The organism is Ligilactobacillus salivarius DSM 20555 = ATCC 11741, from assembly GCF_001435955.1.
GTDB lineage: Bacteria > Bacillota > Bacilli > Lactobacillales > Lactobacillaceae > Ligilactobacillus > Ligilactobacillus salivarius.
Genome location: NZ_AYYT01000002.1, coordinates 131089 through 157171 on the forward strand (window position 1 = coordinate 131089; position 26083 = coordinate 157171).

The window sequence follows — 26083 nt, forward strand, 5'->3', positions numbered from 1 at the left end:
CTAAATTTTACTTAACTTATTTTTATTTGGAAAGCGTAAAGTAAAGGTTGTCCCCTTCCCTTCCTTACTTTCAACAGTAACGCTTCCTTGGTGTAATTGCATTAATTGATGAACAATAGATAATCCTAATCCAGATTCGCCATACTTGGTATTTTTTCTTGAAGGATCAGCTTTATAGTATCGTTCCCAAATATTTCTTAATTGTTCTTCGTTCATACCAATTCCATTATCAGAGATGCGAATAATTGTTTCTTCATTTCCTTTTTCAGCAGAGATGCTAATTACACCATTTTCTGTAAATTGTATCGCATTTTGTGTAATATTAAAAATAATTTGAACTAACCTATCATAATCTGCATAAACCATTAATTTATCAGGTGTATACAATTCAAATTTATCTCCTACTTGTTCAGCTTTATTTCTTAATTGCTTAATAATATTATTTAAAACTTGAACAACATCAAACTCAGTTTTGGAAAGTTCAATTTGTCCTGATCTAATTTTTTCATAGTCTAAATTTTCATTTACTAATCTTATCAAACGTTTAGTTTCATTACGCATTAATTCAATACTTTTCTCTTTACTTTCTTCAGGAATAGCATCATATGCCAAGCCTTCAAGTAACCCATTAATAGTAGTTAACGGTGTCCTCATTTCATGTGCTGCATCAGCAAAAAATTGGCGTCTACGTTCTTCTTGACGCTTTATTTCTTCATTTGATTCACGCAATGATTGTACCATTGAATTGAAGTCCAATGTTAATTTATCCAATTCACTGTCACCATTAGTATCTAAATGCACATCAAAATTTCCCGCAGCAACTAGGTCCGTAGCATTTCTCAATCGAGCTATTTTTTTAGTTAAGAAATGAGCAATTATGATACTTAAAATAACTCCTACTAAAATTGCAAAGGCAACGGTCAAAACTACATTTCGTCTTATAATTTGTAGGTTCTGTGTGATATTAGATAAGTCTTCACCTACTTTAATAACAGCTACTAAATTTCCCTGATAATCAAAACAAGGGGCGTAAATATCCGTTATTTTAACATCCGACCCATCTACTTCACTCTTACTTTTTCTTGGTCTAAAGTCCTGTTTTCTCTTAACAACATTACCTGCTGTCAACTTTTTCCAATCAGCCTTACTAATACTTCTATTCTCACGAATGACTGAATTATCAGGATATAACACGTCTGTTCTACTTGTATAAATAGTAAAATGTGTGTTTTGTGCTGATAATAATTTTTCTGTAGCTTTTAATTGTGAGACATTCAATACAATTATTGTCTTTCCGGCTTTATCCGTCGTCAATTTAAGAGCTTCTTTTCTTAAGGTATAAGCATAGCCTTGCATCTGTTGCCAGGCATTTTCATACGTCATTTCCTTAGTTAAATGAAAAAAGACCATCGCTAACGTTCCAGACAAAATAATTATAATAGACAAAAAAGCCAGCATTTGTTGATATATAAATTTCATTATTCTGCCTCTGTATCATCAAACTTATATCCAACACCCCACACAGTTTGTATAACTTGTGGACCAACTTTTTCAATTTTTTGTCTTAGCTTTTTAATATGTGCATCAACTGTTCTTTCATCACCATAGTATTCATAATCCCATACCAATTGCAATAATTGTTCTCTAGAAAACACTTGACGTGGTTTTTTCGCTAATACTCTTAACAAGTCAAATTCTTTTGGTGTTAAACCATCAATTCTATTGTCATTCAAGTAAGCTTCCCTAGTACTAGAATTTAGTTTAAAATGATCCGTTTTAACATCAAAATCATCATCTACCTTGTTCTGTTTGTTGCTTCCTAATGCAGAAATTTGAGCACGACGATGAAGAGCTTTAATTCTTGCAATTAATGTTATTGGTGAGAATGGCTTAGAAACATACTCATCTGCTCCCATTTCTAAGCCTAAAATCTGATCACTTTCAGAATCTCTAGCAGTCAAAATTATAATTGGAACAGTACTTGAAATTTTTCTTATTTCAGCATTAACTTGCATTCCATCCATTCCAGGTAAATTCAAGTCAAGTGTGATCATATCCCACTCATCAGATTTTTCTTTAAATTTTTCTACTGCAGAAATACCATCATAAGCATATTCTACATCCCATTTTTCTTTTTCAAAAAACATGGACATCATTTCACACACTGATTTATTATCTTCAATCATTAGTAATTTCATATTTATTACCTCACTTACATTATAAGTAATATGCTACACTATCATTATTAAACTTTAAATAGGTAAGCTCATATTTTCAAAATTTACAGTATCTAAGTTTGTCAAAGTCAAACCCAGTAATCTAACATCTATATCCGTATCTTGTACTTCTTCAAATAATTGTTTTCCATAAAAAACTATATTTTCTACATCATTAGGAATATAATCTTGAAGGGTAGTTCTCTTTGTCACCGTTTCAAAATCATTATTTCTAACTTTAATAACTAAAGTTTTTCCCCTAATTTGTCTACTTGTCGTTATATCCACAAGTTTTGTAGCTATCAATCTTAATTGACTATCAACCTCTTCAACTGTTTTTAAAGGTTGATCAAATGTCCGCTCCTTGCCAACAGATTTTCGTTCTCGTTTCCATTCAACCGGTCTCATATCTATACCACGTACACGTTGATATAATATATGTCCAATTTTACCAAATTTATTAATTAAGTCTATTTCTTTCTTATTGTATAAATCGATACCATAGTATATCCCTTCCTCATACATTTTAGGTAATGTTTTTTTACCTACGCCTCTAAATTTCTTAATTGGCATATTAAATAAAAAATCTTGTACATCATCTGGTGTCACAACTGTTATTCCAAATGGTTTAGAGTAATCAGATGCTAATTTAGCTAGAAATTTATTATACGAAACTCCTGTAGAACAAGTTAATTTAGTTTTTAAATAAATCTCTCTTTGAATTCTACAGGCAACTTCTACTGCTGATTTTATACCTAACTTATTTTCTGTAATGTCAAGATATGCTTCATCTAATGCCACATTTTCAATTTTATCAGTATACTCATGAAATATTGTATGAATTTGACTGGATACTCGGCGATATTTAGCAAAATCAGGAGTTTTAAAAATTGCATGAGGACACTTATCTAATGCTTTTTGAGCACTCATTGCAGAATGAATTCCATATTTTCTAGCAACATAATTAGCAGTTGCTACAACTCCCTTTCCAGCAGTATGTTTAGGATTTCTAGCAATCACTAACGGCTTATTTAAGTACTCTGGGTTATCTCTCATTTCAATAGAAGCATAAAATGCATCCATATCAATATGCAAAATTTTTTTCTCCATGTTAATATCACCGCCTTTAAAACGTACGTTCTATAAAATATAAAACAAAAAGAGATAATTACTTATCTCTTTAAATCATTTATATTATATAAGTTAATATTCAATTTAGCAAACAAAAAAAGAATGTGATTAATAATCACATTCTTTCTAAGTCATAACAATTACTTGTTAATGATGTCTTGACGAGCTTGTTCACTCAAGTTGTAGAATGAGTTGATACCCTTGTACTTAGCAACCAAGTCTGTTAATTGATCTTCAATACGCATTAATTGGTTGTACTTAGCAAGACGGTCTGTACGGCTCATAGAACCAGTCTTAATTTGACCTGCATTTGTAGCAACAACTAAGTCAGCAATTGTTGTATCTTCAGTTTCACCAGAACGGTGTGAAACAATAGCTGTGTAGCCAGCTTCTTTAGCCATTTCGATAGCTTCCATTGTTTCTGTTAATGTACCGATTTGGTTAACCTTGATTAAGATAGAGTTTGCAGCACCCATCTTGATACCTTTACGTAGGTATTCTGTGTTTGTAACGAAGAAGTCGTCACCAACTAATTGAACTTTCTTACCAAGTTCAGAAGTAATTGTTACCCAGTCATCCCAGTTGTTTTCATCGATAGGATCTTCGATAGAAATAATTGGGTACTTAGCAACTAAGCCTTCAAGATATTTGATGAATTCTTCAGTTGTGAATTCTTCACCTGTTGACCAGCGTAACTTGTACTTCTTGGAATCATTGTCCCAAAGTTCGGAAGAAGCAACGTCAACAGCAATAGCAATATCCTTACCTGGCTTGTAACCTGCAGCTTCAATAGCTTTGATAAGGTATTCTAATGGTTCTTCGTTGTTTGCAAAGTCAGGAGCAAAACCACCTTCGTCACCAACGGATGTTACTTTACCATCAGCAGCTAATAATTTTTGTAAGTGATGGAATGTTTCTGAACCCATACGGATTGCTTCCTTAACTGTTGGAGCACCAACAGGCATAATCATAAATTCTTGGAAGTCAACCTTGTTATCAGAGTGAGCACCACCATTGATAACGTTCATCATGGGTGTTGGCAATACGTGAGCATTGAAACCACCAATGTAGTTGTACAATGGAACTTGTAATTCGTCAGCAGCTGCACGAGCAACAGCAATAGAAACTGCTAAGATTGCGTTAGCACCTAACTTACCTTTATTTGGTGTACCATCTAAAGCAATCATTGCTTTATCGATAGCAACTTGATCAGTAACTTCGTAACCAACGATTTCCTTAGCAATGATATCATTAACGTTAGCAACAGCTTTTGTTACACCTTTACCCATGTAACGATCTTTGTCACCATCGCGTAATTCAACAGCTTCATGTTCACCTGTAGATGCACCAGAAGGAACGATTCCACGACCGAAACCACCATCTTGTGTATATACTTCAGCTTCAACTGTTGGGTTACCACGTGAATCTAAAACTTCGCGTGCATAAATTTCTGTAATTGCAGACATTAAATTACACTCCTTTGAGTTTATAAAAATTAACTGAGAATTCCTTCTCTAATAGATATTTTAAGGGTTTTTACTAAATTATTCAATTACTTATGAATAATTTATCCTAAAAACTAGTTTTTGTAGTTTACTAATTGTAAGTATGAATCAGGAACTAATGAAGCTCCACCAACTAATCCACCATCAATGTTTTCTTTTGCCATTAATTCTTTAACGTTAGCTGGTTTTACAGAACCACCGTATTGTACACGTACTTTGTCAGCTACTGTTTCATCATATAAATCAGCAACTGTCTTACGAACTACTGCACAAATTTCTTCTGCTTGATCTGCAGTAGCTGTCTTACCTGTACCGATAGCCCAGATTGGTTCATAAGCGATAACTAAGCTTGCAACTTGTTCTGCGGAAAGATCCTTCAAAGCTGCTGTAACTTGATTTGCTACCCATTCTTCAGCTTTTCCAGCTTCACGAGTTTCCAAAGATTCACCACAGCAAATGATTGGTGTTAAACCATTACGGAAGATAGCGTGAGCTTTCTTGTTAATATCTTCATCAGTTTCGTGGAAGTAATCACGACGTTCGGAATGACCGATAACAACGTAGTCTACTCCCATTTCCTTTAGTACTTTTGGTGATGTTTCACCTGTAAAAGCACCTTCATCTTCAAAGTAGCAGTTTTCAGCTGCAACTTTTAAATCAGAACCTTTTGCATTTTCAAGTAATGCCGGTAAGTCAACAGCAGGAGCTGCAATAACAGCTTCAACTTCAGATGCTGCTGGTAAATTATCCTTAACAGCTTTTACAAATTCTGCAGTTTGTTCTGGATTCATATTCATTTTCCAGTTACCTGCGATAATTGGTGTACGCACAATAAATCATCCTTTCAGAAATTAAACCTCAACCTAGTTTCTATAACTTAAATTACTTATCAGAAACTGCAGCGATACCAGGTAATGTCTTACCTTCTAGATATTCAAGGGAAGCACCACCACCGGTAGAAATGTGTGTTAACTTGTCAGCAACACCTAATTGTTGTACAGCAGCTGTAGAATCGCCACCACCAACAATTGTTGTAGCATCGCTTAAAGTACCTAAGAACTTACCTACTTCAAGTGTACCTTTTGCAAAGTTGCTCATTTCAAATACACCCATAGGTCCGTTCCATACAACTGTCTTAGCATCTTTCAAAGTATCTTCAAATAATTCAACAGATTTTGGTCCAATATCTAGAGCCATGTAACCATCTGGAATATCACCTTCAACAACTTCACTAGGTGCATCGTTGTTAAATTCTTTTGCACATACGTTGTCTACAGGTAATACTAGCTTATCGCCAGCTTTTTCCATAATTTCCTTAGCTAATTCGATCTTATCTTTTTCAACTAAAGAGTTACCGATTTTGATACCCTTAGCAGCGTAGAATGTATATGTCATACCACCACCAACGATAACTTTATCAGCTTTTCCTAATAAGTGGTTAATAACACCAATCTTATCAGAAACTTTAGCACCACCTAAGATAGCAACAAATGGGTGCTTTGGACTGTCAACAGCGTTACCTAAGAACTTGATTTCTTTTTCAAGTAAGTAACCTGCAGCAGCTTGCTTACCTTCAGCTTTCATAGCTTCAGAAATACCAACGTTAGAAGCATGTGAACGGTGAGCTGTACCAAATGCATCATTTACAAATACATCACCTAATGATGCCCAGTACTTGCCTAATTCTGGATCATTTCCAGATTCTTTCTTACCATCTAAATCTTCAAAACGAGTATTTTCAACTAAAAGAACGTCACCATCATTCATATTGTTGATAGCATCTTCAAGTTGTGCTCCACGTGTAGCAGGAACAAATGTAACAGGCTTGTTTAATAATTCTGCAAGACGTTCTGCAACTGGACGTAAAGATAATTCTTTCTTATCTTCTTCTTTCTTAATACGTCCTAAGTGTGAGAATAAAATAGCCTTTCCATCGTGTTCAATAATGTAGTTGATTGTTGGTAAAGCAGCAACAATACGGTTGTCGTTACCAATTACTCCATTTTTAATAGGAACATTAAAGTCAACACGCATAAGAACTTTTTTACCTTTTACGTCTAAATCTGAAACAATAAGTTTAGCCATGATTTTAGTAAACCTCCAAAGTAGAATTAAAATAAAAGGCGGAAGGAGTAACCTCCTCCCGCCTCAGTAACTTGCATTGCAAATCAATTTTAGTAAAAACTAAAATTAGATCATGCTAGCAAATTTTTCTAATGTACGGATCATTTGAGATGTGAAACCGTATTCGTTGTCGTACCATGCAACAACTTTAACAACTTGGCCGTCACCCTTACCTACAACTTGTGTTTGAGTTGGGTCAAATACAGAACCAAATGTTGTACCGATAATGTCAGAAGAAACAATGCCATCTGCGTTGTAACCGAATGATGGGTTGTTTTCTGTAACTTTCTTAACTGCTTCGTTAACTTCTTCAGCTGTAACTTCTTTGTCAAGAGTTGCAACTAATTCTGTTAAGGAACCTGTAATTACAGGAACACGTTGTGCATGTCCATCTAACTTACCGTTCAATTCTGGAACAACTAAACCGATAGCTTTTGCAGCACCAGTTGAGTGAGGAATTGTGTTTTGAGCAGCAGCACGAGCGTTACGAACGTTACCCTTGCGATCTGGACCATCTTGTAATTTTTGTGTAGCTGTGTAAGCATGGATTGTTGTCATTGTACCAGCTTTGATACCAAATGCATCGTTAACAGCCTTTGCAAGTGGTGCCAAGCAGTTTGTTGTACATGAAGCAGCAGAAACAATCTTGTCATCAGCTGTGATTGCATCGTCGTTTACACCGTAAACGATTGTTGTCATGTCACCTGCAGGAGCAGAAACTAATACACGTTTTGCACCAGCTTCAAGGTGAGCAGATGCCTTTTCTTTAGATGTGTAGAAACCTGTTGATTCAAGAACTAAGTCTACGCCATCGTTCTTAACCCAAGGAATGTTCTTAGCATCAGCTTCAGCATAAACAGGAATTTCCTTACCATTTACGATAAGTGCGTTGTCTGTAGCAGAAACTTCACCGTCAAATTGACCATGAGCTGTATCATATTTCAATAAGTGTGCTAACATTGCTGGAGATGTTAAGTCGTTGATAGCAACAACTTCCAAGTCCTTAGATGTTTCAGCAATACGACGGAATGCTAAACGACCGATACGGCCAAAACCATTAATACCTACTTTAGTTGTCATAACTAAAATTTCCTCCTTTAGGAAATGAAAATTTTATTTTATTTTAAAAGGTAATAGAATTACTACCCTTTTAAAATCATCTTAGCAGCTCCTTCGTCAGTAATCAAGTATGTTTTCTCAGGAGCGTTCTTCATGTATGCTGCTATTGCTCGTGCCTTAGAACTGCCACCAGCAACAGCGATTATACAATCCATATTTGCGAGATCTTCAAGTTGCAATCCAATTCTAGGAATCTTGTAAACAACTTTCCCCTTATCGTCAAAGAAATAACCAAAAGTCTCAGACACAGCCTTACGCTCTTTTAGCATTGCTAACACATTTTTAGGCATCGAACGTCTCTCTGCCATACTAATTGCTTCACCTATACTATGAACAGCAGCATTACTCTGTCTAATTAAATTCACAACTTCTTGTACTACGGGTTCATTAAGAAGCGGACGATAAGTATCTTCGCTAACCTGTTCAGGCACATACAATGTCCTGTGATTACCACCAGTTTTTTCGGCCATTAAGCCACATACATTATTCGCCTGAATATCTAACCTTTCGCCTATACCACCACGGGCAGGCACGAAAGTCAAATCTCTATCTACTGCAATTTCGGGAGTCAAACAGGTAGCAACTTTGGCCATCGTAGTACCACCCATTGCAGCAATGACATTTTTACCCTTAGGCAATTCCTTACCTAGAATATCATTTACTAACTTGCCCATGTCCTCAATAATCAAAGGCTGTCTATCACTATCTCCCGAAACAATTAAACAGTTTCTTATACCTAGGTATCGAGATAATTCTTTCTCCATTTGTTGTAACCCTAATAAAGAGTCCATCAACTTGGAAAGGCCTTGTATTGTTCTTTTACCTTTAGCAGTCAAAATCATACCAGACTTTGTTGAAGCAATTAATTCTTGCTTCCTCAAATAATCTGTTTCAGTCCGCAAAACTCGTTCACTCATGCCCAAGGTTTGTGCTAATACTCTTCTGCCAACTGGTTCAGACCAATCAATATTTCTTAAGATAATGAATCTTTTCCTTAGAACATCAATTAAATCTGGAACGATTGACTCAATCAACTCTACTTCCTCGCGCATTTTATGTCCTCTTTCTTGCGGGACTCTTGACGTCCAACAGTGTCATCGAGCGACCCAGTTAAGTTAAAAAGAAAAAGTACAACAACAATTAATTAACCATTAAACTGTTCTTATACCTCAACTACATTTGTAGTATATCAATATTCTTTAAATTTTGCAAGCCTTTAAACTCTCTAATTTTAGCGTTTCTTTATAAATTCTTTAAATCTTAATTAAATTAACTTTTCTATAAATAATATCAAAATATTCGGAATTTTTATTTCTAAATTTTATTTTGTAACAATAAAATCCGAACATTATTTATAATAAAATAAAAAGCCAGCTCAACACTGAACCAGCTTAAAAATTAATTATATGCCGTCTCGGAGTCGAACCGAGATTACAAGAACCGGAATCTTGTGTGATATCCATTACACTAACAGCACAAATTAAATAACGTTATTGATTTTACTTCATATAAACTTTAAAAGCAATAAAATTATTTTCATTTAATTAAGGCTTTAAATTTGACCATTATTGACCTTTGTACTAAACTAGCAATATAAGAGCTTGAATGCTAAAATTATTCAAGAATATAAATTTTATTTAGGAGGTTTCTCTTATGAATTTAGTGCCTACAGTTATTGAACAATCTTCACAAGGTGAACGCGCTTATGATATTTATTCACGTTTATTAAAAGATAGAATTATTATGGTATCTGGTGAAGTCAATGATGACATGGCTAATGCTATCATCGCCCAACTTCTATTTTTAGATGCTCAAGATTCTGAAAAAGATATTTATATGTACATTAATTCTCCTGGTGGTTCTGTTTCTGCCGGTTTAGCAATCTACGATACAATGAATTTCGTTAACGCTGATGTTCAAACTATCGTTATGGGTATGGCTGCATCTATGGCTTCTGTCCTTGCAACAGCTGGTACCAAAGGTAAACGTTTTGCTCTACCTAATTCTGAAATTATGATTCATCAACCATTAGGTGGTGCTCAAGGACAATCAACTGAAATTCAAATTGCTGCTGAACACATTCTTAAGACTCGTAAGTTAATTAATCAAATCTTAGCTGACGGTTCTGGTCAAGATATTGAAACTATCAATAAAGATACTGAACGTGACAATTTCATGACTGCTCAACAAGCTGTAGATTATGGTTTAATTGATGGTATTATGAAGAATAAGAAGAAAATTAAATAATTAATACATTATAAAAAAGTTCCTAGACCATAAAATCTAGGAACTTTTTTTATAGTACCGCAATACTTTCACCAGCGCGTATTTTTTCGGCAATTTCATTTAATTTTCTCAACCTATGATTTATACCAGATTTAGAAATTGGTCCTCCAGGTATAAGTTCACCCAAATTCTTTAAGCTTTCTTCTGGATGTCCCAATCTCGCTATTGCTACTTCTTGTAATTTCTGTGGTAACTTATCAATTCCCACCTTAGCATCAATCAACTTAATATTATCAATTTGCTTTTTAGAAGCATCTGCGATTTTATTAAGATTAGCAGTTTCGCAATTCACGATACGATTAACTGAATTTCTCATATCCCTAACAATTCTAATATCTTCAAATTTCAACATGGCATTAGTTGCACCTATCAAAGATAAAAAATCTGCTATTTTCTCAGCTTCTTTTAGATAAGTAATATAACCACTTCTTCTCTCGGTTTTCCTTGCATTTAATCCATATCTATTCATCATTTCACATATTGTATCGTTGTGATCTTCATATAGTGAGTAAATTTCTAGATGATATCTACTTGTTTCAGGATTATTAACAGAACCAGTTGCTAAAAATGCCCCACGTAAATATGATCTTACCTTGGCATCGTCATCCAAAAATTCTAAAGGAACAGTTTCTTTAATCTGAAAATTATCTAATATATCTAAATCCTTTAAAATTTCATTTGTTCCAGTTTTTAAACGTACAATATAAAAATTATTCTTCTTCAATTTCATCTTTCGACGAACTATCAATTCACTCTCTATATCGTAAAACTGCTTTAATAAACGGTAGATGCGCCTAGCAATAGCTGGATTTTCTGTTTGAACACTTAAAACAAATTGCTTATTAACAATACTCAATGAGCCATTCATTCTTATCAACGCCATTAATTCAGCCTTAGCATTACCAAAATGAACCTCAAGCATCGTAAGTTCTTTTTTTACATCACTAGCGTATGACATTCCTTCACCTCTATTCTATACTCTAATTAAATTCATCGTCATTCCATGACTTCGGTCTTCCAGTAAGTCTCATCAGTTCATCTACAACCTGATCTCCATTATGGAAAATTCCTCTATCACGCATTAATAAGAAATTATCTGAAATAACTCTTGTTCCTTGTTCACGTAAACCTGAAAAATCATGTTTTACTTGATATAAATATTCATCGTATTTTTGTCTGTCTAAATAATCACTAGGCACATTTTCAGTATTCACCAACACTGTGTCAATAAAGTTTTTGCCCAAATGACTATTCAAAACTTTAACATGATCTGCATCTGAAAAATGTTCAGTTTCACCCTTTTGAGTCATGATGTTACAAATATATATAACCTCAGCCTTAGTTTCACAAACTGCACGACCCACATTTTCAATCATTAAATTAGGCAAGATACTAGTAAATAGACTTCCTGGTCCTAATACAATCTGATCAGCATTCATAATAGCATCTATTACTTCTGGCATCGCCTCTGGTTTACCTTCACCATTTGTTGTAACCCATACTTTTTTTATAGTTTTTCCAGCTGCTGAAATTTCTGCTTCACCAGAGATTTTACTACCATCAGTAAATTCTGCATTCAATACTAACGGAGTATTAGCAGCCGGATAGACATGTCCATCTACTTTCATTAATTCAGATAACTCTTGCACTGCATTAAAAATTCCTCTATTTTCCATTTCAGATAGTGCAGCTATTATAAGATTTCCAATTGCATGCCCTGAAAAGAACTGATCTTTGGAATTGAATCTGTACTGAAATATATCTTTATATACATCTGGTAGATCAGATAAAGCAACTAACACATTTCTAATATCTCCAGGTGGAACTACGTTAATATAATCTCTTATGATTCCAGAAGATCCTCCATCATCAGCAACTGTAACAACAGCAGTAATATCAGCATCTCTCTTACGTAAACCATTTAAAATAACAGGAAGGCCAGTACCTCCACCTATGACAACAATTTTAGGTGTATTTCTTGTTTGTTGTTTCATGAGCGATTCACCGTCTCCTTTCGTTTATTCATATCACGATGTGACATATGAACCGGATACTCTTTAGATAGTTCATTACCTATTCTTTCAGCTAATGCTACTGAGCGATGTTGTCCTCCTGTACATCCAATTGCAATTGTTACATTAGATTTTCCTTCTGCAATATAACCTGGAATTACATATTTTAGAAGAGATACAAATTTTTGATAAAATTCTTCTGTTTTCTCAGATTTCATCACATATTCATATACAGCATCATCCTTACCAGTTTTATTTCGCAATTCCGGCACATAATAAGGATTAGGTAAGAAACGTACATCCATGACAATATCTGCATCTATAGGTAATCCATATTTGAAACCAAATGACATAACTTCAATATGGAAAGTTTTGGTATCTCTGGCTTCGAAATTCTTAAATATCTCTTCTCTTAGTTGACGTGGAGATAATTTAGAGGTATCAATGATGATTTGAGCATTTGACTTAATTGGTGCCAATAGTTCTCTTTCTAAATGAATTCCGTCTAAAATTCTTCCCTCCATAGCCAACGGATGAGATCTTCTAGTTTCTTTATATCTAGCAACTAGTTCTTCATCTGAAGCATCTAAAAACAATATTCTAGAAGAATTGAATTCATTTTCATCTAATTCTCTCACCATTTCTACAATTTCATCATAGAAAGCACGAGATCTTAAATCTACTACTAATGCTATTTTCGTTATTTTCCCAGATTCCTTAACCAATTCATAAAATTTAGGCAATAATTTAGGCGGCATATTATCTACACAAAAATAACCTAAATCTTCAAAACTCTGTACAGCTACTGTTTTCCCAGCACCACTCATTCCGGTAACTATTACTAATTGCAATGCACTCATGAACATCGCCTCAACTTTCTTATCCTTTTTAATCATTTTACCATTATATCATATCCGGGCGTGTCTTTAAAAAAATAAAAATATTCCTACATGTATTTTAATTATAATTCTTTCCTTTTCACAAGAAATGACCCGCAATCCAAAGTCATCTTGCCTTTAGATATACGGGTCAAATCCGACACTCTAAATGTCTTTTAATGCTGTTTCAATTGGGTTATCCCCACTACACATCATAATAACTTTGCCAATCGTATTGTTATGTTTGATTACCTCTGCCAATACTTTAGCAACATCTGGAATTGGATTAGTATTACTTATTATTTCATTAAAAGATACTCTTCCAGTACCTGTTTCTTCAGTTAGTGATGCTGGCTGAACAACTGTATAGTCCAATTTGGTATCATTGACTAAATAATTATCTGCAAAGAATTTTGCGATATTATAATCAGTCAACGCTGCCAATGATTCATATTGTGACCATTTTTCAGGCTGTAAAGCATACAAAGAACTCAACATTATATATCTTTTAACACCAACGTTCTCAGCTGCTTGCATCGTTTTGACAGCTCCCATTGCATCCGTTTGTAGCAAATCTTTACCTCTAGATCCAGCTACAAAGTAAATAACATCCATGCCTTTAAAAACTTCAGACCAAGCACTAACATCACTATGCAAATCCAACTTAACTGGAACAACATTATCTAACTTAATAATTTTCTCAGGATGACGTGAACTTGCAAATACTTGATTACCATCATTAATTAAATTCTTAATTAGTTCTGATGCCACTCTACCAGAGCCACCAACTACAAATATCTTAGCCATGAAACATCCTCCTAACAAAAAAATTAAATAACTTTTCTTTCAAATGGATCAGTTGAAATGCCATCAGCCAAAATCTTCTTACACCATTCTTGAGCAGAAAATAGAGAATGGTCTCTATAATTACCACAACTCTTAATATCTGTTCCTTGAACATCTTCCCAACTAGCATTAATAATATCGTTTAAAGATGCCTTTAAAGCTGTTGCAACTTCAGTAGTATCATGTTCACCCCACATAATTAAATGGAAACCTGTACGACATCCAAAAGGTGAGCAATCAATAACTCCATCCATATGATCACGCAAATATCCTGCCAACATATGTTCAATTGTATGCAATCCAGCTGTTGGAATTGCATTTTCATTTGGTTGAACAAATCTTAAGTCAAAATTTGAAATCTTATCTCCTTTTGCACCTGTTTCAACAGTAATTAAACGTACATATGGAGCCTTAACAGCTGTATGATCTAATGTAAAACTTTCTACCTTAGCCATCTTAACACTTCCTATATAAAAAATATTAATTTCAATTTCTACTCTATCATTTTTATTTAAAATTGCAAATTATAACTATGCATAATGATCAGGTACTAGCACTTCTTTTAAATACTTACCAGTATAGCTATCATTAACTTTTATAACTTCTTCTGGTGTTCCGGTAGCTACTATTTGACCGCCACCATCTCCACCTTCAGGACCTAGATCAATTAAATAATCTGCAGTCTTTATAACATCTAAATTATGCTCAATTACAAGAACAGTATTTCCCTTATCAACTAATCTTTGCAGAACTTCTAATAATCTCTTAATATCTTCTGAATGTAACCCCGTTGTAGGTTCATCTAAAATATAAAAAGTTTTTCCATTAGACTTTTTATGAAGTTCTGAAGCTAATTTCATTCTTTGGGCTTCTCCACCAGATAAAGTTGTTGCTGGTTGTCCTAATTTTACGTAACCTAAACCAACATCTACAATCGTTTGTAGTTTCCGTTTAATTTTAGGAATTGGTTCAAAAAATGTTAAAGCTTCAGATACAGTCATATTTAAAATATCAGCAATATTTTTATCTTTATACTCTACTTCTAAGGTTTCAGAATTATAGCGTGTACCATGACACACTTCACAAGGAACATAAACATCTGGTAAAAAGTTCATTTCAATCTTTATAATCCCATCGCCTTTACATGCCTCACATCTTCCACCCTTAATATTAAAGCTAAATCTTCCTTTGCCATACCCTCTCAGTTTAGCCTGATTGGTTTGAGCAAATAGTCCTCTAATATCATCGAATACACCGGTATATGTAGCCGGATTACTTCTAGGAGTACGTCCAATTGGCGTTTGATCTATATCAATAATTTTTTCGATGTTTTCAACACCTTCAATTTTTTGATATTTCCCTGGTTTTTCAGAATTATGATTAAGTTTTTGAGCCAAGGCACGCTTTAAAATCATATTTACCAATGTTGATTTTCCTGAACCAGATACACCGGTAACGGCTATAAATTCACCTAGTGGGAAACCAACATCTATATTTTTCAAATTATTCTCCGAAGCACCCTTAACTACTATCTTCTTTCCATTCCCTTTTCGTCGTTCACTTGGAATTGCAATATACTTCTTACCTGACAAATATTGTCCAGTTAAAGAATTACGCTTTTTTTCGACCTGCTTTGGAGTTCCAGCAGCTATAACTTGTCCACCATTCTCGCCAGCGCCTGGACCAATATCAATTAAATAATCTGCTGCTCTCATAGTATCTTCATCGTGTTCTACAACAATTAGTGTATTACCTAAATCACGCATTTTTTTCAATGAAGCAATCAATCTATCATTATCTCTTTGATGGAGACCAATTGATGGTTCATCTAAAACATACATTACACCCGATAAATTTGATCCAATTTGTGTAGCTAAACGAATTCTTTGGGCTTCTCCACCTGATAGTGTACGTGCCGAACGACTAAGTGTTAAGTAATCTAAACCTACATTCTTTAAAAATGTTAACCTATCATCAATTTCTTTTAGAATCGGTCTGGCAATCTCTTGATTTTGTTCACTAAATGTTAGATTTTCAAAGAAATTCAAGCTTTCATTAATAGGAAAATCTGACACTTCACCAATATGTTTACCTGCTATTTTTACAGATAATGCTTGTTCATTTAAACGATATCCATGACATGTTTGACAAGTTAAACTAGTCATATATTGACGCATAACATCTCTTGTAAAATCACTATTTGTTTCTCTATAACGTCTTTCAACATTTGGAATAACACCTTCAAATGTTGTATCAATATCCTTCAAACCACCAAAGTCACTTTCAAATTTAAAATGAAATTCTCTATCTCCAGCTCCATACAATATAATTTTTTTATCTTTGTCTGGTAAATCTTTAAATGGAGTATCCATATCAATACCAAATGCCTCACATGCTTGTTGCAACATCGTTGGGTAGTACTTAGAACTGATAGGATTCCATGGTGCAAGTGCACCTTCATTTAAAGTTTTTGTATCGTCTGGTATTACCAAATCTTTATCTACTTCTAATTTCACACCTATACCATCACAATCAGGACATGCTCCAAATGGTGCGTTAAAAGAAAATATACGTGGTTCTAATTCTCCAATGGTAAAACCACAATATGGACATGAGAAGTTCTCAGAAAATTGCAGCATTTTATCACCAATTACATCAACTGCAACATTGCCGTTAGTTAATCTCAAAGCAGCTTCTAGTGAATCAAACAATCTTGATCGAATACCATCTTTCAATACAATTCGATCTACTACAACACTTATATCATGCTTTTTATTTTTATCTAACTCTATTTCTTCTTCAACATCATGAATCTCACCATCAACAATAATACGTACAAATCCATCTTTTTTTACTTTTTCAATAATTTTCTTATGTTGCCCTTTTTTTCCTCGTACAATTGGAGCTAGAATTTGTAATTTAGTTCTTTCTGGCAATTCTAATATCTTATCTACCATTTGTTCTGGAGATTGACTTGTTATTTCATGACCATCATTAGGACAAATAGGTGTTCCGACTCTTGCCCATAATAATCGTAAAAAATCATTGATTTCAGTAACTGTTCCTACTGTCGATCTTGGGTTTTTGGAAGTTGTCTTTTGATCAATTGAAATTGCTGGAGATAATCCATCAATCGAATCAACATCTGGTTTATCCATTTGTCCCAAGAATTGACGTGCATATGCTGAGAGACTCTCTACATATCTTCGTTGTCCTTCAGCATATAAAGTATCAAATGCTAATGAACTTTTACCTGAGCCAGATAAACCAGTAACTACTACCAACTTATCTTTAGGTATATCGACATCTATATTTTTTAAATTATGTGCCCTTGCTCCGCGAATTTTTATTTTATTTTGAGCCAAATTATATACCCTTCTTCCTTAACTAATCTGTGCTTTCAATTCCATTACAGTATCTCTTAATGTTGCAGCTTCTTCAAAATCTAACTTCTTAGCAGCCTCACGCATTTGTTCTTCTAGATTAGAAATCATTTCTAATTGTTCCTTCTTACTCATATCAGCAAAATCTACTGTATCACTAATATTTGTATCTGATTTATTAACTTTTGAACTTATAGAAATAGCTGCTCTAATTGGTTTAATAATTGTTTTAGGAATAATATTATGATCTTTATTATATTGTTCTTGGATACTACGACGTCTCTTAGTTTCCTTAATGGCTGCTTCCATAGAAGGTGTTACATCGTCAGCATACATAATTACATGACCACTTGCATTACGAGCAGCACGTCCAATCGTCTGAATTAAAGAGCGTTCATTTCGTAAAAATCCTTCTTTATCAGCATCTAAAATTGCTACCAATGAAACTTCAGGCACATCTATTCCTTCTCTCAAAAGATTAATACCTACTAATACATCGAATTTTCCCATTCTTAAGTCTCGAACAATTTCGGTTCTTTCTAATGTCTTTATATCAGAGTGTAAGTATTTAACTTTTATTCCCATTTCTTTGAAATAATCAGTTAAATCTTCAGCCATTTTTTTAGTTAACGTTGTAACAAATACTCTTTCATTAAGTTCAACCCGTTTATTGATTTCTCCAACTAAGTCATCCATTTGTCCCATAATAGGACGAACTTCAATTTCTGGATCTAATAATCCAGTTGGTCGAATAATCTGTTGTACAACATGTGATGTTTTTTCTTGTTCATAAGGCCCTGGTGTCGCTGACATATAAATTATTTGATTTACATGTTTTTCAAATTCTTCTCTAGTTAATGGACGATTATCTAAAGCACTAGGTAACCTAAATCCATAATCTACCAGCATTTGCTTTCTAGCTCTATCCCCATTATACATACCTCTAACTTGGGGCATCGTTACATGTGATTCATCTACTACAATCAAGAAATCATCTGGGAAGAAATCTAATAAAGTATAAGGTGCTTCTCCTGGTTTTCTACCATCCATATGTCTTGAATAGTTTTCAATTCCAGAACAATATCCCATTTCCTTTAGCATTTCAATATCATACGTGGTTCTTTGCTGTAGTCTTTGAGCCTCTAAAAGTTTTCCTTCATTCTTTAATTCAGTCGTTCTTTCTTCTAATTCTTGTTGAATTCCCTCAATCGCTGTTCCTAATCTTTCTTCATTTGTCATAAAGTGAGTAGCAGGGAAAATAGCGATGTGTTCTCTATCAGCGATAGTTTCTCCAGTCAATGGGTCAATTTCTCTAATTCTATCAATTTCATCGCCAAAAAATTCTACTCGTAATGCTGACTCATCTCTTGAAGCTGGAAAGATTTCAACAACATCTCCACGAACTCTGAAACGTCCACGTTGAAAGTCGATGTCATTTCGTTCAAATTGAATATCAATTAAATCATTTAATAATTTATTACGCTCAATTTCTTGTCCGACTCTTAATGAAATTGTGTGTTCTCTATATTCATGAGGATCACCTAACCCAAAGATTGATGAAACAGAAGCCACAACAATTACATCATTTCTTTCTAATAACGAACTTGTAGCAGAGTGACGAAGTTTATCTATTTCATCATTGATACTTGAATCTTTTTCAATATAAGTATCGCTAGAAGGAACATAAGCTTCTGGTTGATAATAGTCATAATAACTAACAAAATATTCCACTGCATTATTAGGAAAGAATTCTTTAAATTCTCCATATAATTGTCCTGCCAACGTCTTATTATGTGCTAAAACTAAAGTTGGTTTATTAACATTCTTTATTACATTAGAAATTGTAAAAGTTTTACCAGTACCTGTCGCTCCCATTAAAATTTGAGCTTTTTCACCTTTTTTAATTCCCTCTGTTAATTCTTGTATTGCTTCCGGCTGGTCTCCAGTTGGGCTATACTTAGAAACTAATTCAAAATTTCTATCTGCTTGACGCTCAATCACATCGAACCCTCCCAATCATAAAAATTGCATATATATTGTACCACACCGAACAAGAATTCTACTACTACTTAGTTTAGAATTAATAAAAACGTCTTACTACTAATTTTTATCAGTAATAAGACGTTTCTCTAAACTAATTTCTATTTATTATTCATTTACAAAATTGTTAATTTCTTCTTCAAAGACTGAACGTTTCTTTGTTGCTGCTTCTAAGGTATCGCCTAAAGTACCAATGTAGAATTTGATCTTTGGTTCTGTACCAGAAGGACGAATAGCAATCCATGTACCGTCTTCCAATAAGAATTTCAATACATTAGACTTAGGTAGAGTCATTGCTTCGACTTTTCCGTCAGCATAACTCTTTTCAGATTTATCAAAATCTTCCATTGCAACAACTTTGTAATCACCAAATTGTTTTGGTGCTTCAGCTCTAAATTTAGCCATTAAGTCTTTAATCTTATTAGCACCTTCAACCCCATCAAAAGTTAATGATGTTGTCTTTTCAACAAAGTAACCATGCTTTTCAAATAATTCTTGAAGACCATCGTATAGATTCTTACCTTGTTTCTTATAGAAAGCAGCCACTTCTGCTAACATTACAAGTGATTGTACAGCATCTTTATCACGAACAAATGGACGAACCAAATATCCATAACTTTCTTCAAATCCAAACATAAATGTATGTTCATTTGTATCTTCAAAATGCTTAATTTGTTCAGCAATAAATTTGAATCCAGTTAAAACATTGATCATATCTACGTTAAAACTTTCAGCAATCTTTGTAGCAAATTCACTTGATACAATTGATTTAACTGCTGCTGCATTAGCTGGTAAAGTACCTGCATTCTTTCTAGCAGTTAAAATGTAGTTTAACATAATTGCTGCAATTTGGTTACCTGTTAATAATTGATATTCACCATCTGGTTGACGTACAGCTGCTCCCAAACGGTCAGCATCAGGGTCAACAGCAACTAATAAATCTGCACCTTCTTCTTTACCTAATTTAATAGCTAAATCAAAGGCTGCTGTATCTTCTGGATTTGGCTTCTTAACTGTTGAGAAATCAGGATCTGGCTTAGCTTGTTCTGGAACCATTGTAAAGTTTTCAAAACCTGCTTGACGCAAAGCTTTTTCACCTAACATAGCTCCTGTACCATGAAGTGGTGTAAAGATAAGTTTCATTGTCTTACCTTCTTCAGCAACTAGTTCTTGGTTAATAGTAACTTGTTTTACTTCATCTAAGTATGCTTTATCAACTTCGTCACCAATTACCTTAAGAACACCATCTTCTATTAGTTCTTCTTGATCTGCAACTTTAATTGCAAATAGATCATCTACTTTACGAATATATTTAGTAATCAAATCTGATTCTTTAGGAGGCATTTGTGCCCCATCTTCACCATAAATCTTATATCCGTTGTATTGCTTTGGATTGTGACTTGCAGTAATCATAATCCCTGCATAAGTATGTAAGTGACGTACTGTGAATGATAATTCAGGTGTTGGACGTAAACTTTCAAAAACAAATGTTGGAATACCATGTTGTCCTAATACTCTAGCAGATTCAAAAGCAAAATCTTGTGAATGGTGACGTGAATCGTAACTAATAGCTACACCACGTTTTCTTGTTTCTTCATCAAGAGTTTCCATGAAAAGAGCTAAACCTTCAGTAGCTTGACGAACAGTATAAATGTTCATACGATTAATTCCTGCACCTAAAACCCCACGCATACCAGCTGTACCAAATTCTAATGGTGCATAGAATGCATCTTCAAGTTCATCTTGATTTCCTTCCATACGTACTAAATCTGCACGTAAATCTTCAACTAATTCTTTATTTTCTTTCCAGTCTTGGTAAGTATCTTGCCAACTCATGAAAATCACCCTTCCATTAACATATATCTATATTATACTATAAAATAGCAAATTTTTTTAAATTAATTATTATTCTGTATACCATTTCAACAACGGATCATTATATCTTCTGTAAAAGATTGCTGCGATGGCACTAATAAACAGAATTAAAGATAACCATTGTGATACTCTTAAGCTCCCCAACATTAAGCTATCAGTTCTCATTCCTTCAATAAAGAAACGACCAAATGAATACCAAATTATGTAAGACAGAACAACTTCTCCGCTTTTTAATAATTTCTTCTGTCTTCTCAAAATAATTAAAACAACGAATCCACTAATATCCCATAGAGACTCATAAAGAAACGTAGGTTGATAATATGTTCCATCTATATACATCTGGTTAATTATAAACTTAGGTAGATGTAACGATTTTAAAAAACCTAAAGTCGTTGCAACACCATGAGCTTCTTGATTCATGAAATTTCCCCAACGCCCTATACCTTGTGCCAATATAACTGTTGGGGCAATCACATCAAGTAAAGTCCAAGTTGGAATATTGCGGCGACGACAAAAGATCAAGATAACTATAACTGCACCTATTAGTGCACCATAAATAGCAATTCCACCGTCCCAAATACGATAAGTCTCACTTAAATGATGAGAATAATATGACCATTCAAAAACTACATAGTAAATTCGGGCACAGATAATTGCTACTGGCAGAGAATACAACAATAAATCATAGATGTCATCATCTAAGATATTTTGTTTCCTTCCCTCTAAAACAGATAAATATACTGCCAGAATAACTGCACTAGCAATAATTATTCCATACCATCTAATTTGAAATGGACCTAATTGTAAGGCAACCGGATTAATTACTCCTAAAAAATTCATTAATCTTTACACCTCTAATTTTCTGAATTCTCTTTAATTAAATTGTTAAGATTTCTCTCAAATGCTTTAGTTGCATCATATCCCATTGTTTTTGCACGGAAATTCATCGCTGCGGCTTCAATAATAATAGCTAAATTTCGTCCAATTTTTACTGGGATAGTAATTTTTGGAACTGATACATCAAAAATTTGCTGACTTTGTTCTCCTGAACCTAAACGATCAAATTGCTTATCTTTACTCCAATTTTCAAGATGAACAATCAATGATATATCTGTGTCTTGTCTAACAGCACCAGCACCGAATAAATTCATGACATCAATGATTCCAATTCCTCTAATTTCTAATAAATGACGCAAAATTTGTGGTGCTTCACCAACAACAGTTTGTTCATCTTGTTGCCATACTTCGACCCTATCATCAGCTATTAAACGATGCCCACGTTTTATTAATTCAAGTGCAGTTTCTGATTTACCTACACCTGAATCTCCAGTAATTAGGACACCTAAGCCATAGATATCTACTAGTACTCCATGCATTGCTCTTCGCTCAGCTAACTTTCCTTCAAGATAATCCGTCATTTTTGATGACAATCTTGTTGTTGGTAAGCTAGATAATAAAATCGGAATATTATTGGCTTTCGCTGATTTTTCTAATTCTGCTGGCACCTTTAGATCCCTAGCAATTACTAAACAAGGTGTCTTTGAAGCACATAATTTTTCCGCAACATCTTGTAAATCTTTTTCAGTCAATTGATGAGCGTATGAGACTTCTGTCATTCCAAATAACTGGATACGTTCTTCTGGATAATATTCAAAATATCCTGTAAGTTCTAGACCAGGACGATAGATATCACTTGTAGTAATCTTTTTTTCTTCTAGATATTCTTCTCCAGAATAAACAGTTAAGTTAATAGCTTCTACCAAGTTAGCTACTGAAACACTATTCATTATCTTCCCTCCATTCAGAAGTAAATAACTTCTATCTATATTCTATCATTTTTATAAACCGGTTTCACTACTTTATCTATTCATAAAATAATTTGTCACAATTAAGTTTACAATACTCATGATAATCGCAACAATTAGTGCTGAACCAAAACTTGTAAAATAAAATGCACCTTTCATTACAACTGAGGTCAATTCTAGTAATAAAGCATTGATTACAAAATAAAATAGCCCCATTGTCCACAAAGTTATCGGTAAAGATAAAATTATTAAAAATGGTTTTACAAACGTATTTAACAATCCTAAAACAAAAGCAGCCATGAATGCTACCCAAACATTGGCCACATGTAGCCCTGAGCTATATAAACCAGCAATCGCTATGAAAAATATGCCATTTATCAAAACTCTCTTCCAAAAACCTAAATACATTGTTTAATCCTTTCTATCATCTTTAATGTCCTTTTCAGTAACATTTGTTAATGTTTTTCTACCTTTTTCTTCTTTAACATCATCTGTTTTCTCAAAATATGAGAATGGATCAAAAGTTGAGTCAAAATCATCTCTATTAACTTTTTTTACTGGAATTGCTAACATCATAATAATATAAATTCCGGGTACGACCATAGACAGTGGTCTAAAAATACTAGTAATAATCGTCAAAGCTACAAAAGTTATTCTGACATACTTAGCATCTATTCCTAAATATTCACCAATACCACCACAAACTCCACCAACTATACGATTTCTATTTGATCTGTATAATTTTTTCATATATTGCTATCCCTACCTTGCCTTAAATCTCGGTAAAATCACATAAAATGTTGTTCCTTTATTAATTTGACTTTTAACTTTTATTCTTCCAGATAAAGCATCAACTGATTCTTTTACAACAGCTAAACCTAATCCTGTTCCACCAACTGTTTTACTATGTGATTTATCTACACGATAAAATCTCTCAAAGATTCTTTCTTTATCTTTATCCGATATACCAATACCTGTATCACTGATGACAAAGACCCACTCATTTTTTTTATCATTTTGGACCTTAATTTTTATTTCTCCATTTTCTAAATTATATCGAATTGCATTTTGAATTAAATTAGTGATAATATGCTTTAATTTCAATTTATCACAATATAAACTTAATTCTTCATCTATTTCTATCCTAACATTCAATCCTTTTTTCTCAATTTCATGACTAAATAATTGTAATGTATCTTTAACCAACTTAAAGATATTCACCAACTCAATATTCAAACTTCCATGCTCGTTTAATCTAGAAATAGTTATCATATCATCAACTAAGTTCGAGAGTTTGGTACTTTCATCATGAATAATTTCAATAAATTGTTTACTAACTTCTTTATCATCTAGAGCACCATCTAATAGTGTCTCACTAAATCCTGTTATTGCAGTAATAGGCGTTTTTATTTCATGACTAAGATTTCCCACAAAATCTAATTGCTTTTTTTCCATTTCTTTTTGAGCTGTTAAATCTCGTAACATTAGCATTATTAAGTAGCGCTTAGAATCTATTGGAATATAGATAGCACTTGTCTCAACAATTTTTTGAACTGTATCAATTTTTAATACAATCTGCTTTTTCTTATCTTCCTTGGTTAACTTAACTTGCTCAATTAATTTTCTTACATCGAGATTGTAAATATAATTTTGATAATCTTGATTTTTCCATTCATTGTCAAAATCAAAAAAATCTTTTCCTAATTCATTAGACATTGTTAATCTATTTTTATAATCAATAACTAATATTCCAATATCGATATATTCTAATAAACTCAAATATTCTCTTTTTCTTTTATCATATTTTTTAGAAAGCTTATTTTGTTTATCTTGAACATAACCTATAGATTGAGATAACTCATAATAAGGATTCTTCTTATCTATCACATTATCAGTTAATTTGATATCTTCTATAATTTTCTTATTTAATCTCTCTATCTCTTTTCTTTGTTTTCTACTATTCCACAAATCAATTCCTGTATCTAATACTACAAGTACTACAACAGCAATTATAATTTGTATCCACGATTCTCTTTCCAAAAACTCTGATAGAACCGATTTTTTAAAATCAACCATTATCAATACTGCACCTAGCATTGATATTAGAACCAAAACAATATTTAATAAAACAAGTCTAATTTTACTCATTATTCGTCCTCAAAGCGATAGCCGAAGCCTCTAACGGTTTTTAAAAAAATAGGTTTCTTAGGATTCTCCTCTATTTTTTCCCGTAAATGACTGACATGCATATCTACCATTCTTGTTTGACCGATATAGTCAAATCCCCAAACATTGTTCAACAATTCTTCGCGTCCTAAAACCCTACCTTTTTTTCTTAAAAAATATACAAGCAATTCGAATTCTTTAGGAGTTAACTTAATTAAATTATTATTTTTATCTCTCAATTCATAACTATCAAGATTTACCATATAGTTTCCAAAGTAATACTTATTTTTGGAATCCTTCTCTGAATTATCAGAATAATGTTCCACTCTTCTTTTGACCGCTTTTAACCTAGCAACAATTTCACGTGGTGAAAAGGGTTTAGTCAAATAGTCATCAGCACCTAATTCCAGTCCAATGATCTTATCATATTCATCGTCCTTAGCAGTAAGAATAAGAATATATGTTGTTATCTTTTCTTGTCTTATTCTCTTAGTAATTTCAATTCCATCAATTCCTGGCAACATTAGATCTAAGATTATAAAGTCGTATTTGCCAGTTAATCCTTCATCTAATGCATCATTTCCATTATTAACGGTTTTAACTTCATAGCCTGCCTTTTCTAAATTATATTTCAACAATGTTGTTATTGCTTGTTCATCATCTACAACCAATACTTTTGCCATATTTTCACCTTCTA

Annotated in this window: 23 protein-coding genes; 1 reads left to right on the forward strand and 22 read right to left on the reverse strand. The window is 33.3% G+C overall.

Annotation, left to right across the window (positions count from 1 at the left end):
- The 8 genes from FC55_RS01815 to FC55_RS01850 form a co-directional block, all read right to left on the reverse strand.
- Positions 1–1479: a sensor histidine kinase gene (locus FC55_RS01815; RefSeq protein WP_003700611.1), complete on the reverse strand. Its 1479-nt coding sequence runs from the start codon at positions 1477–1479 to the stop codon at positions 1–3.
- A complete protein-coding gene (locus tag FC55_RS01820; protein WP_003700612.1) occupies positions 1479–2198 on the reverse strand; it encodes a response regulator transcription factor in 720 nt (239 codons plus the stop codon). The genes FC55_RS01815 and FC55_RS01820 overlap by 1 nt, the downstream gene beginning before the upstream one ends.
- Positions 2199–2252: 54 nt before the next feature.
- Positions 2253–3326, reverse strand: a complete 1074-nt coding sequence (gene dinB / locus FC55_RS01825) for a DNA polymerase IV (RefSeq protein WP_003700614.1) — start codon at positions 3324–3326, stop codon at positions 2253–2255.
- Between the two features lie 161 nt (positions 3327–3487).
- A complete protein-coding gene (gene eno, locus FC55_RS01830; RefSeq protein WP_003700615.1) occupies positions 3488–4813 on the reverse strand; it encodes a phosphopyruvate hydratase in 1326 nt (441 codons plus the stop codon).
- Between the two features lie 113 nt (positions 4814–4926).
- On the reverse strand, positions 4927–5682 hold the full coding sequence (tpiA, locus tag FC55_RS01835) for a triose-phosphate isomerase (RefSeq protein ID WP_003700616.1): 756 nt from the start codon (positions 5680–5682) through the stop codon (positions 4927–4929).
- A gap of 52 nt (positions 5683–5734) precedes the next feature.
- Positions 5735–6937, reverse strand: a complete 1203-nt coding sequence (locus FC55_RS01840; protein WP_003700618.1) for a phosphoglycerate kinase — start codon at positions 6935–6937, stop codon at positions 5735–5737.
- Positions 6938–7042: 105 nt separating this feature from the next.
- A complete protein-coding gene (gene gap / locus FC55_RS01845; RefSeq protein WP_003700619.1) occupies positions 7043–8056 on the reverse strand; it encodes a type I glyceraldehyde-3-phosphate dehydrogenase in 1014 nt (337 codons plus the stop codon).
- Between the two features lie 62 nt (positions 8057–8118).
- Positions 8119–9147: a sugar-binding transcriptional regulator gene (locus tag FC55_RS01850; RefSeq protein ID WP_003700620.1), complete on the reverse strand. Its 1029-nt coding sequence runs from the start codon at positions 9145–9147 to the stop codon at positions 8119–8121.
- Between the two features lie 601 nt (positions 9148–9748).
- On the opposite strand from FC55_RS01850, the gene clpP reads away from it, so the two are divergent.
- Positions 9749–10342: an ATP-dependent Clp endopeptidase proteolytic subunit ClpP gene (gene clpP / locus FC55_RS01855; protein WP_003700621.1), complete on the forward strand. Its 594-nt coding sequence runs from the start codon at positions 9749–9751 to the stop codon at positions 10340–10342.
- Positions 10343–10391: 49 nt separating this feature from the next.
- Here the strand turns inward: clpP and whiA are convergent, their stop codons facing one another.
- The 14 genes from whiA to FC55_RS01925 form a co-directional block, all read right to left on the reverse strand.
- Positions 10392–11339 carry a DNA-binding protein WhiA gene (whiA, locus tag FC55_RS01860; protein WP_003700622.1) on the reverse strand — a complete coding sequence of 316 codons (948 nt, stop codon included), beginning with the start codon at positions 11337–11339 and terminating at the stop codon, positions 10392–10394.
- A 22-nt stretch (positions 11340–11361) separates the two neighbouring features.
- Entirely contained in the window at positions 11362–12375 is a 1014-nt protein-coding gene (locus FC55_RS01865) for a gluconeogenesis factor YvcK family protein (protein WP_003700623.1), read from the reverse strand.
- Positions 12372–13253, reverse strand: a complete 882-nt coding sequence (gene rapZ / locus FC55_RS01870; RefSeq protein WP_014568557.1) for an RNase adapter RapZ — start codon at positions 13251–13253, stop codon at positions 12372–12374. The genes FC55_RS01865 and rapZ overlap by 4 nt, the downstream gene beginning before the upstream one ends.
- Before the next feature lie 183 nt (positions 13254–13436).
- On the reverse strand, positions 13437–14078 hold the full coding sequence (locus FC55_RS01875) for an NAD(P)H-binding protein (RefSeq protein WP_003700625.1): 642 nt from the start codon (positions 14076–14078) through the stop codon (positions 13437–13439).
- Between the two features lie 23 nt (positions 14079–14101).
- Positions 14102–14572, reverse strand: a complete 471-nt coding sequence (locus tag FC55_RS01880; protein ID WP_003700626.1) for an S-ribosylhomocysteine lyase — start codon at positions 14570–14572, stop codon at positions 14102–14104.
- A 75-nt stretch (positions 14573–14647) separates the two neighbouring features.
- Positions 14648–17482 carry an excinuclease ABC subunit UvrA gene (gene uvrA, locus FC55_RS01885; RefSeq protein ID WP_003700627.1) on the reverse strand — a complete coding sequence of 945 codons (2835 nt, stop codon included), beginning with the start codon at positions 17480–17482 and terminating at the stop codon, positions 14648–14650.
- Positions 17483–17500: 18 nt separating this feature from the next.
- Positions 17501–19501: an excinuclease ABC subunit UvrB gene (uvrB, locus tag FC55_RS01890; RefSeq protein WP_014568561.1), complete on the reverse strand. Its 2001-nt coding sequence runs from the start codon at positions 19499–19501 to the stop codon at positions 17501–17503.
- Between the two features lie 147 nt (positions 19502–19648).
- Positions 19649–21376, reverse strand: a complete 1728-nt coding sequence (locus FC55_RS01895; protein WP_003700629.1) for a phospho-sugar mutase — start codon at positions 21374–21376, stop codon at positions 19649–19651.
- 69 nt (positions 21377–21445) lie between these two features.
- Complete coding sequence (lgt, locus tag FC55_RS01900; protein WP_003700630.1) at positions 21446–22255, reverse strand: prolipoprotein diacylglyceryl transferase; 810 nt, start codon at positions 22253–22255, stop codon at positions 21446–21448.
- A gap of 14 nt (positions 22256–22269) precedes the next feature.
- On the reverse strand, positions 22270–23202 hold the full coding sequence (gene hprK, locus FC55_RS01905; RefSeq protein ID WP_003700631.1) for an HPr(Ser) kinase/phosphatase: 933 nt from the start codon (positions 23200–23202) through the stop codon (positions 22270–22272).
- Positions 23203–23274: 72 nt separating this feature from the next.
- A complete protein-coding gene (locus tag FC55_RS01910; protein WP_003700632.1) occupies positions 23275–23628 on the reverse strand; it encodes a phage holin family protein in 354 nt (117 codons plus the stop codon).
- Between the two features lie 3 nt (positions 23629–23631).
- Complete coding sequence (locus FC55_RS01915) at positions 23632–23970, reverse strand: PspC domain-containing protein (RefSeq protein WP_003700633.1); 339 nt, start codon at positions 23968–23970, stop codon at positions 23632–23634.
- 12 nt (positions 23971–23982) lie between these two features.
- Positions 23983–25368: a sensor histidine kinase gene (locus FC55_RS01920; RefSeq protein WP_003700634.1), complete on the reverse strand. Its 1386-nt coding sequence runs from the start codon at positions 25366–25368 to the stop codon at positions 23983–23985.
- Positions 25368–26069, reverse strand: coding sequence for a response regulator transcription factor (locus tag FC55_RS01925; RefSeq protein ID WP_003700635.1), 702 nt, complete (start codon positions 26067–26069; stop codon positions 25368–25370). The genes FC55_RS01920 and FC55_RS01925 overlap by 1 nt, the downstream gene beginning before the upstream one ends.
- Between the last annotated feature and the right edge of the window lie 14 nt (positions 26070–26083).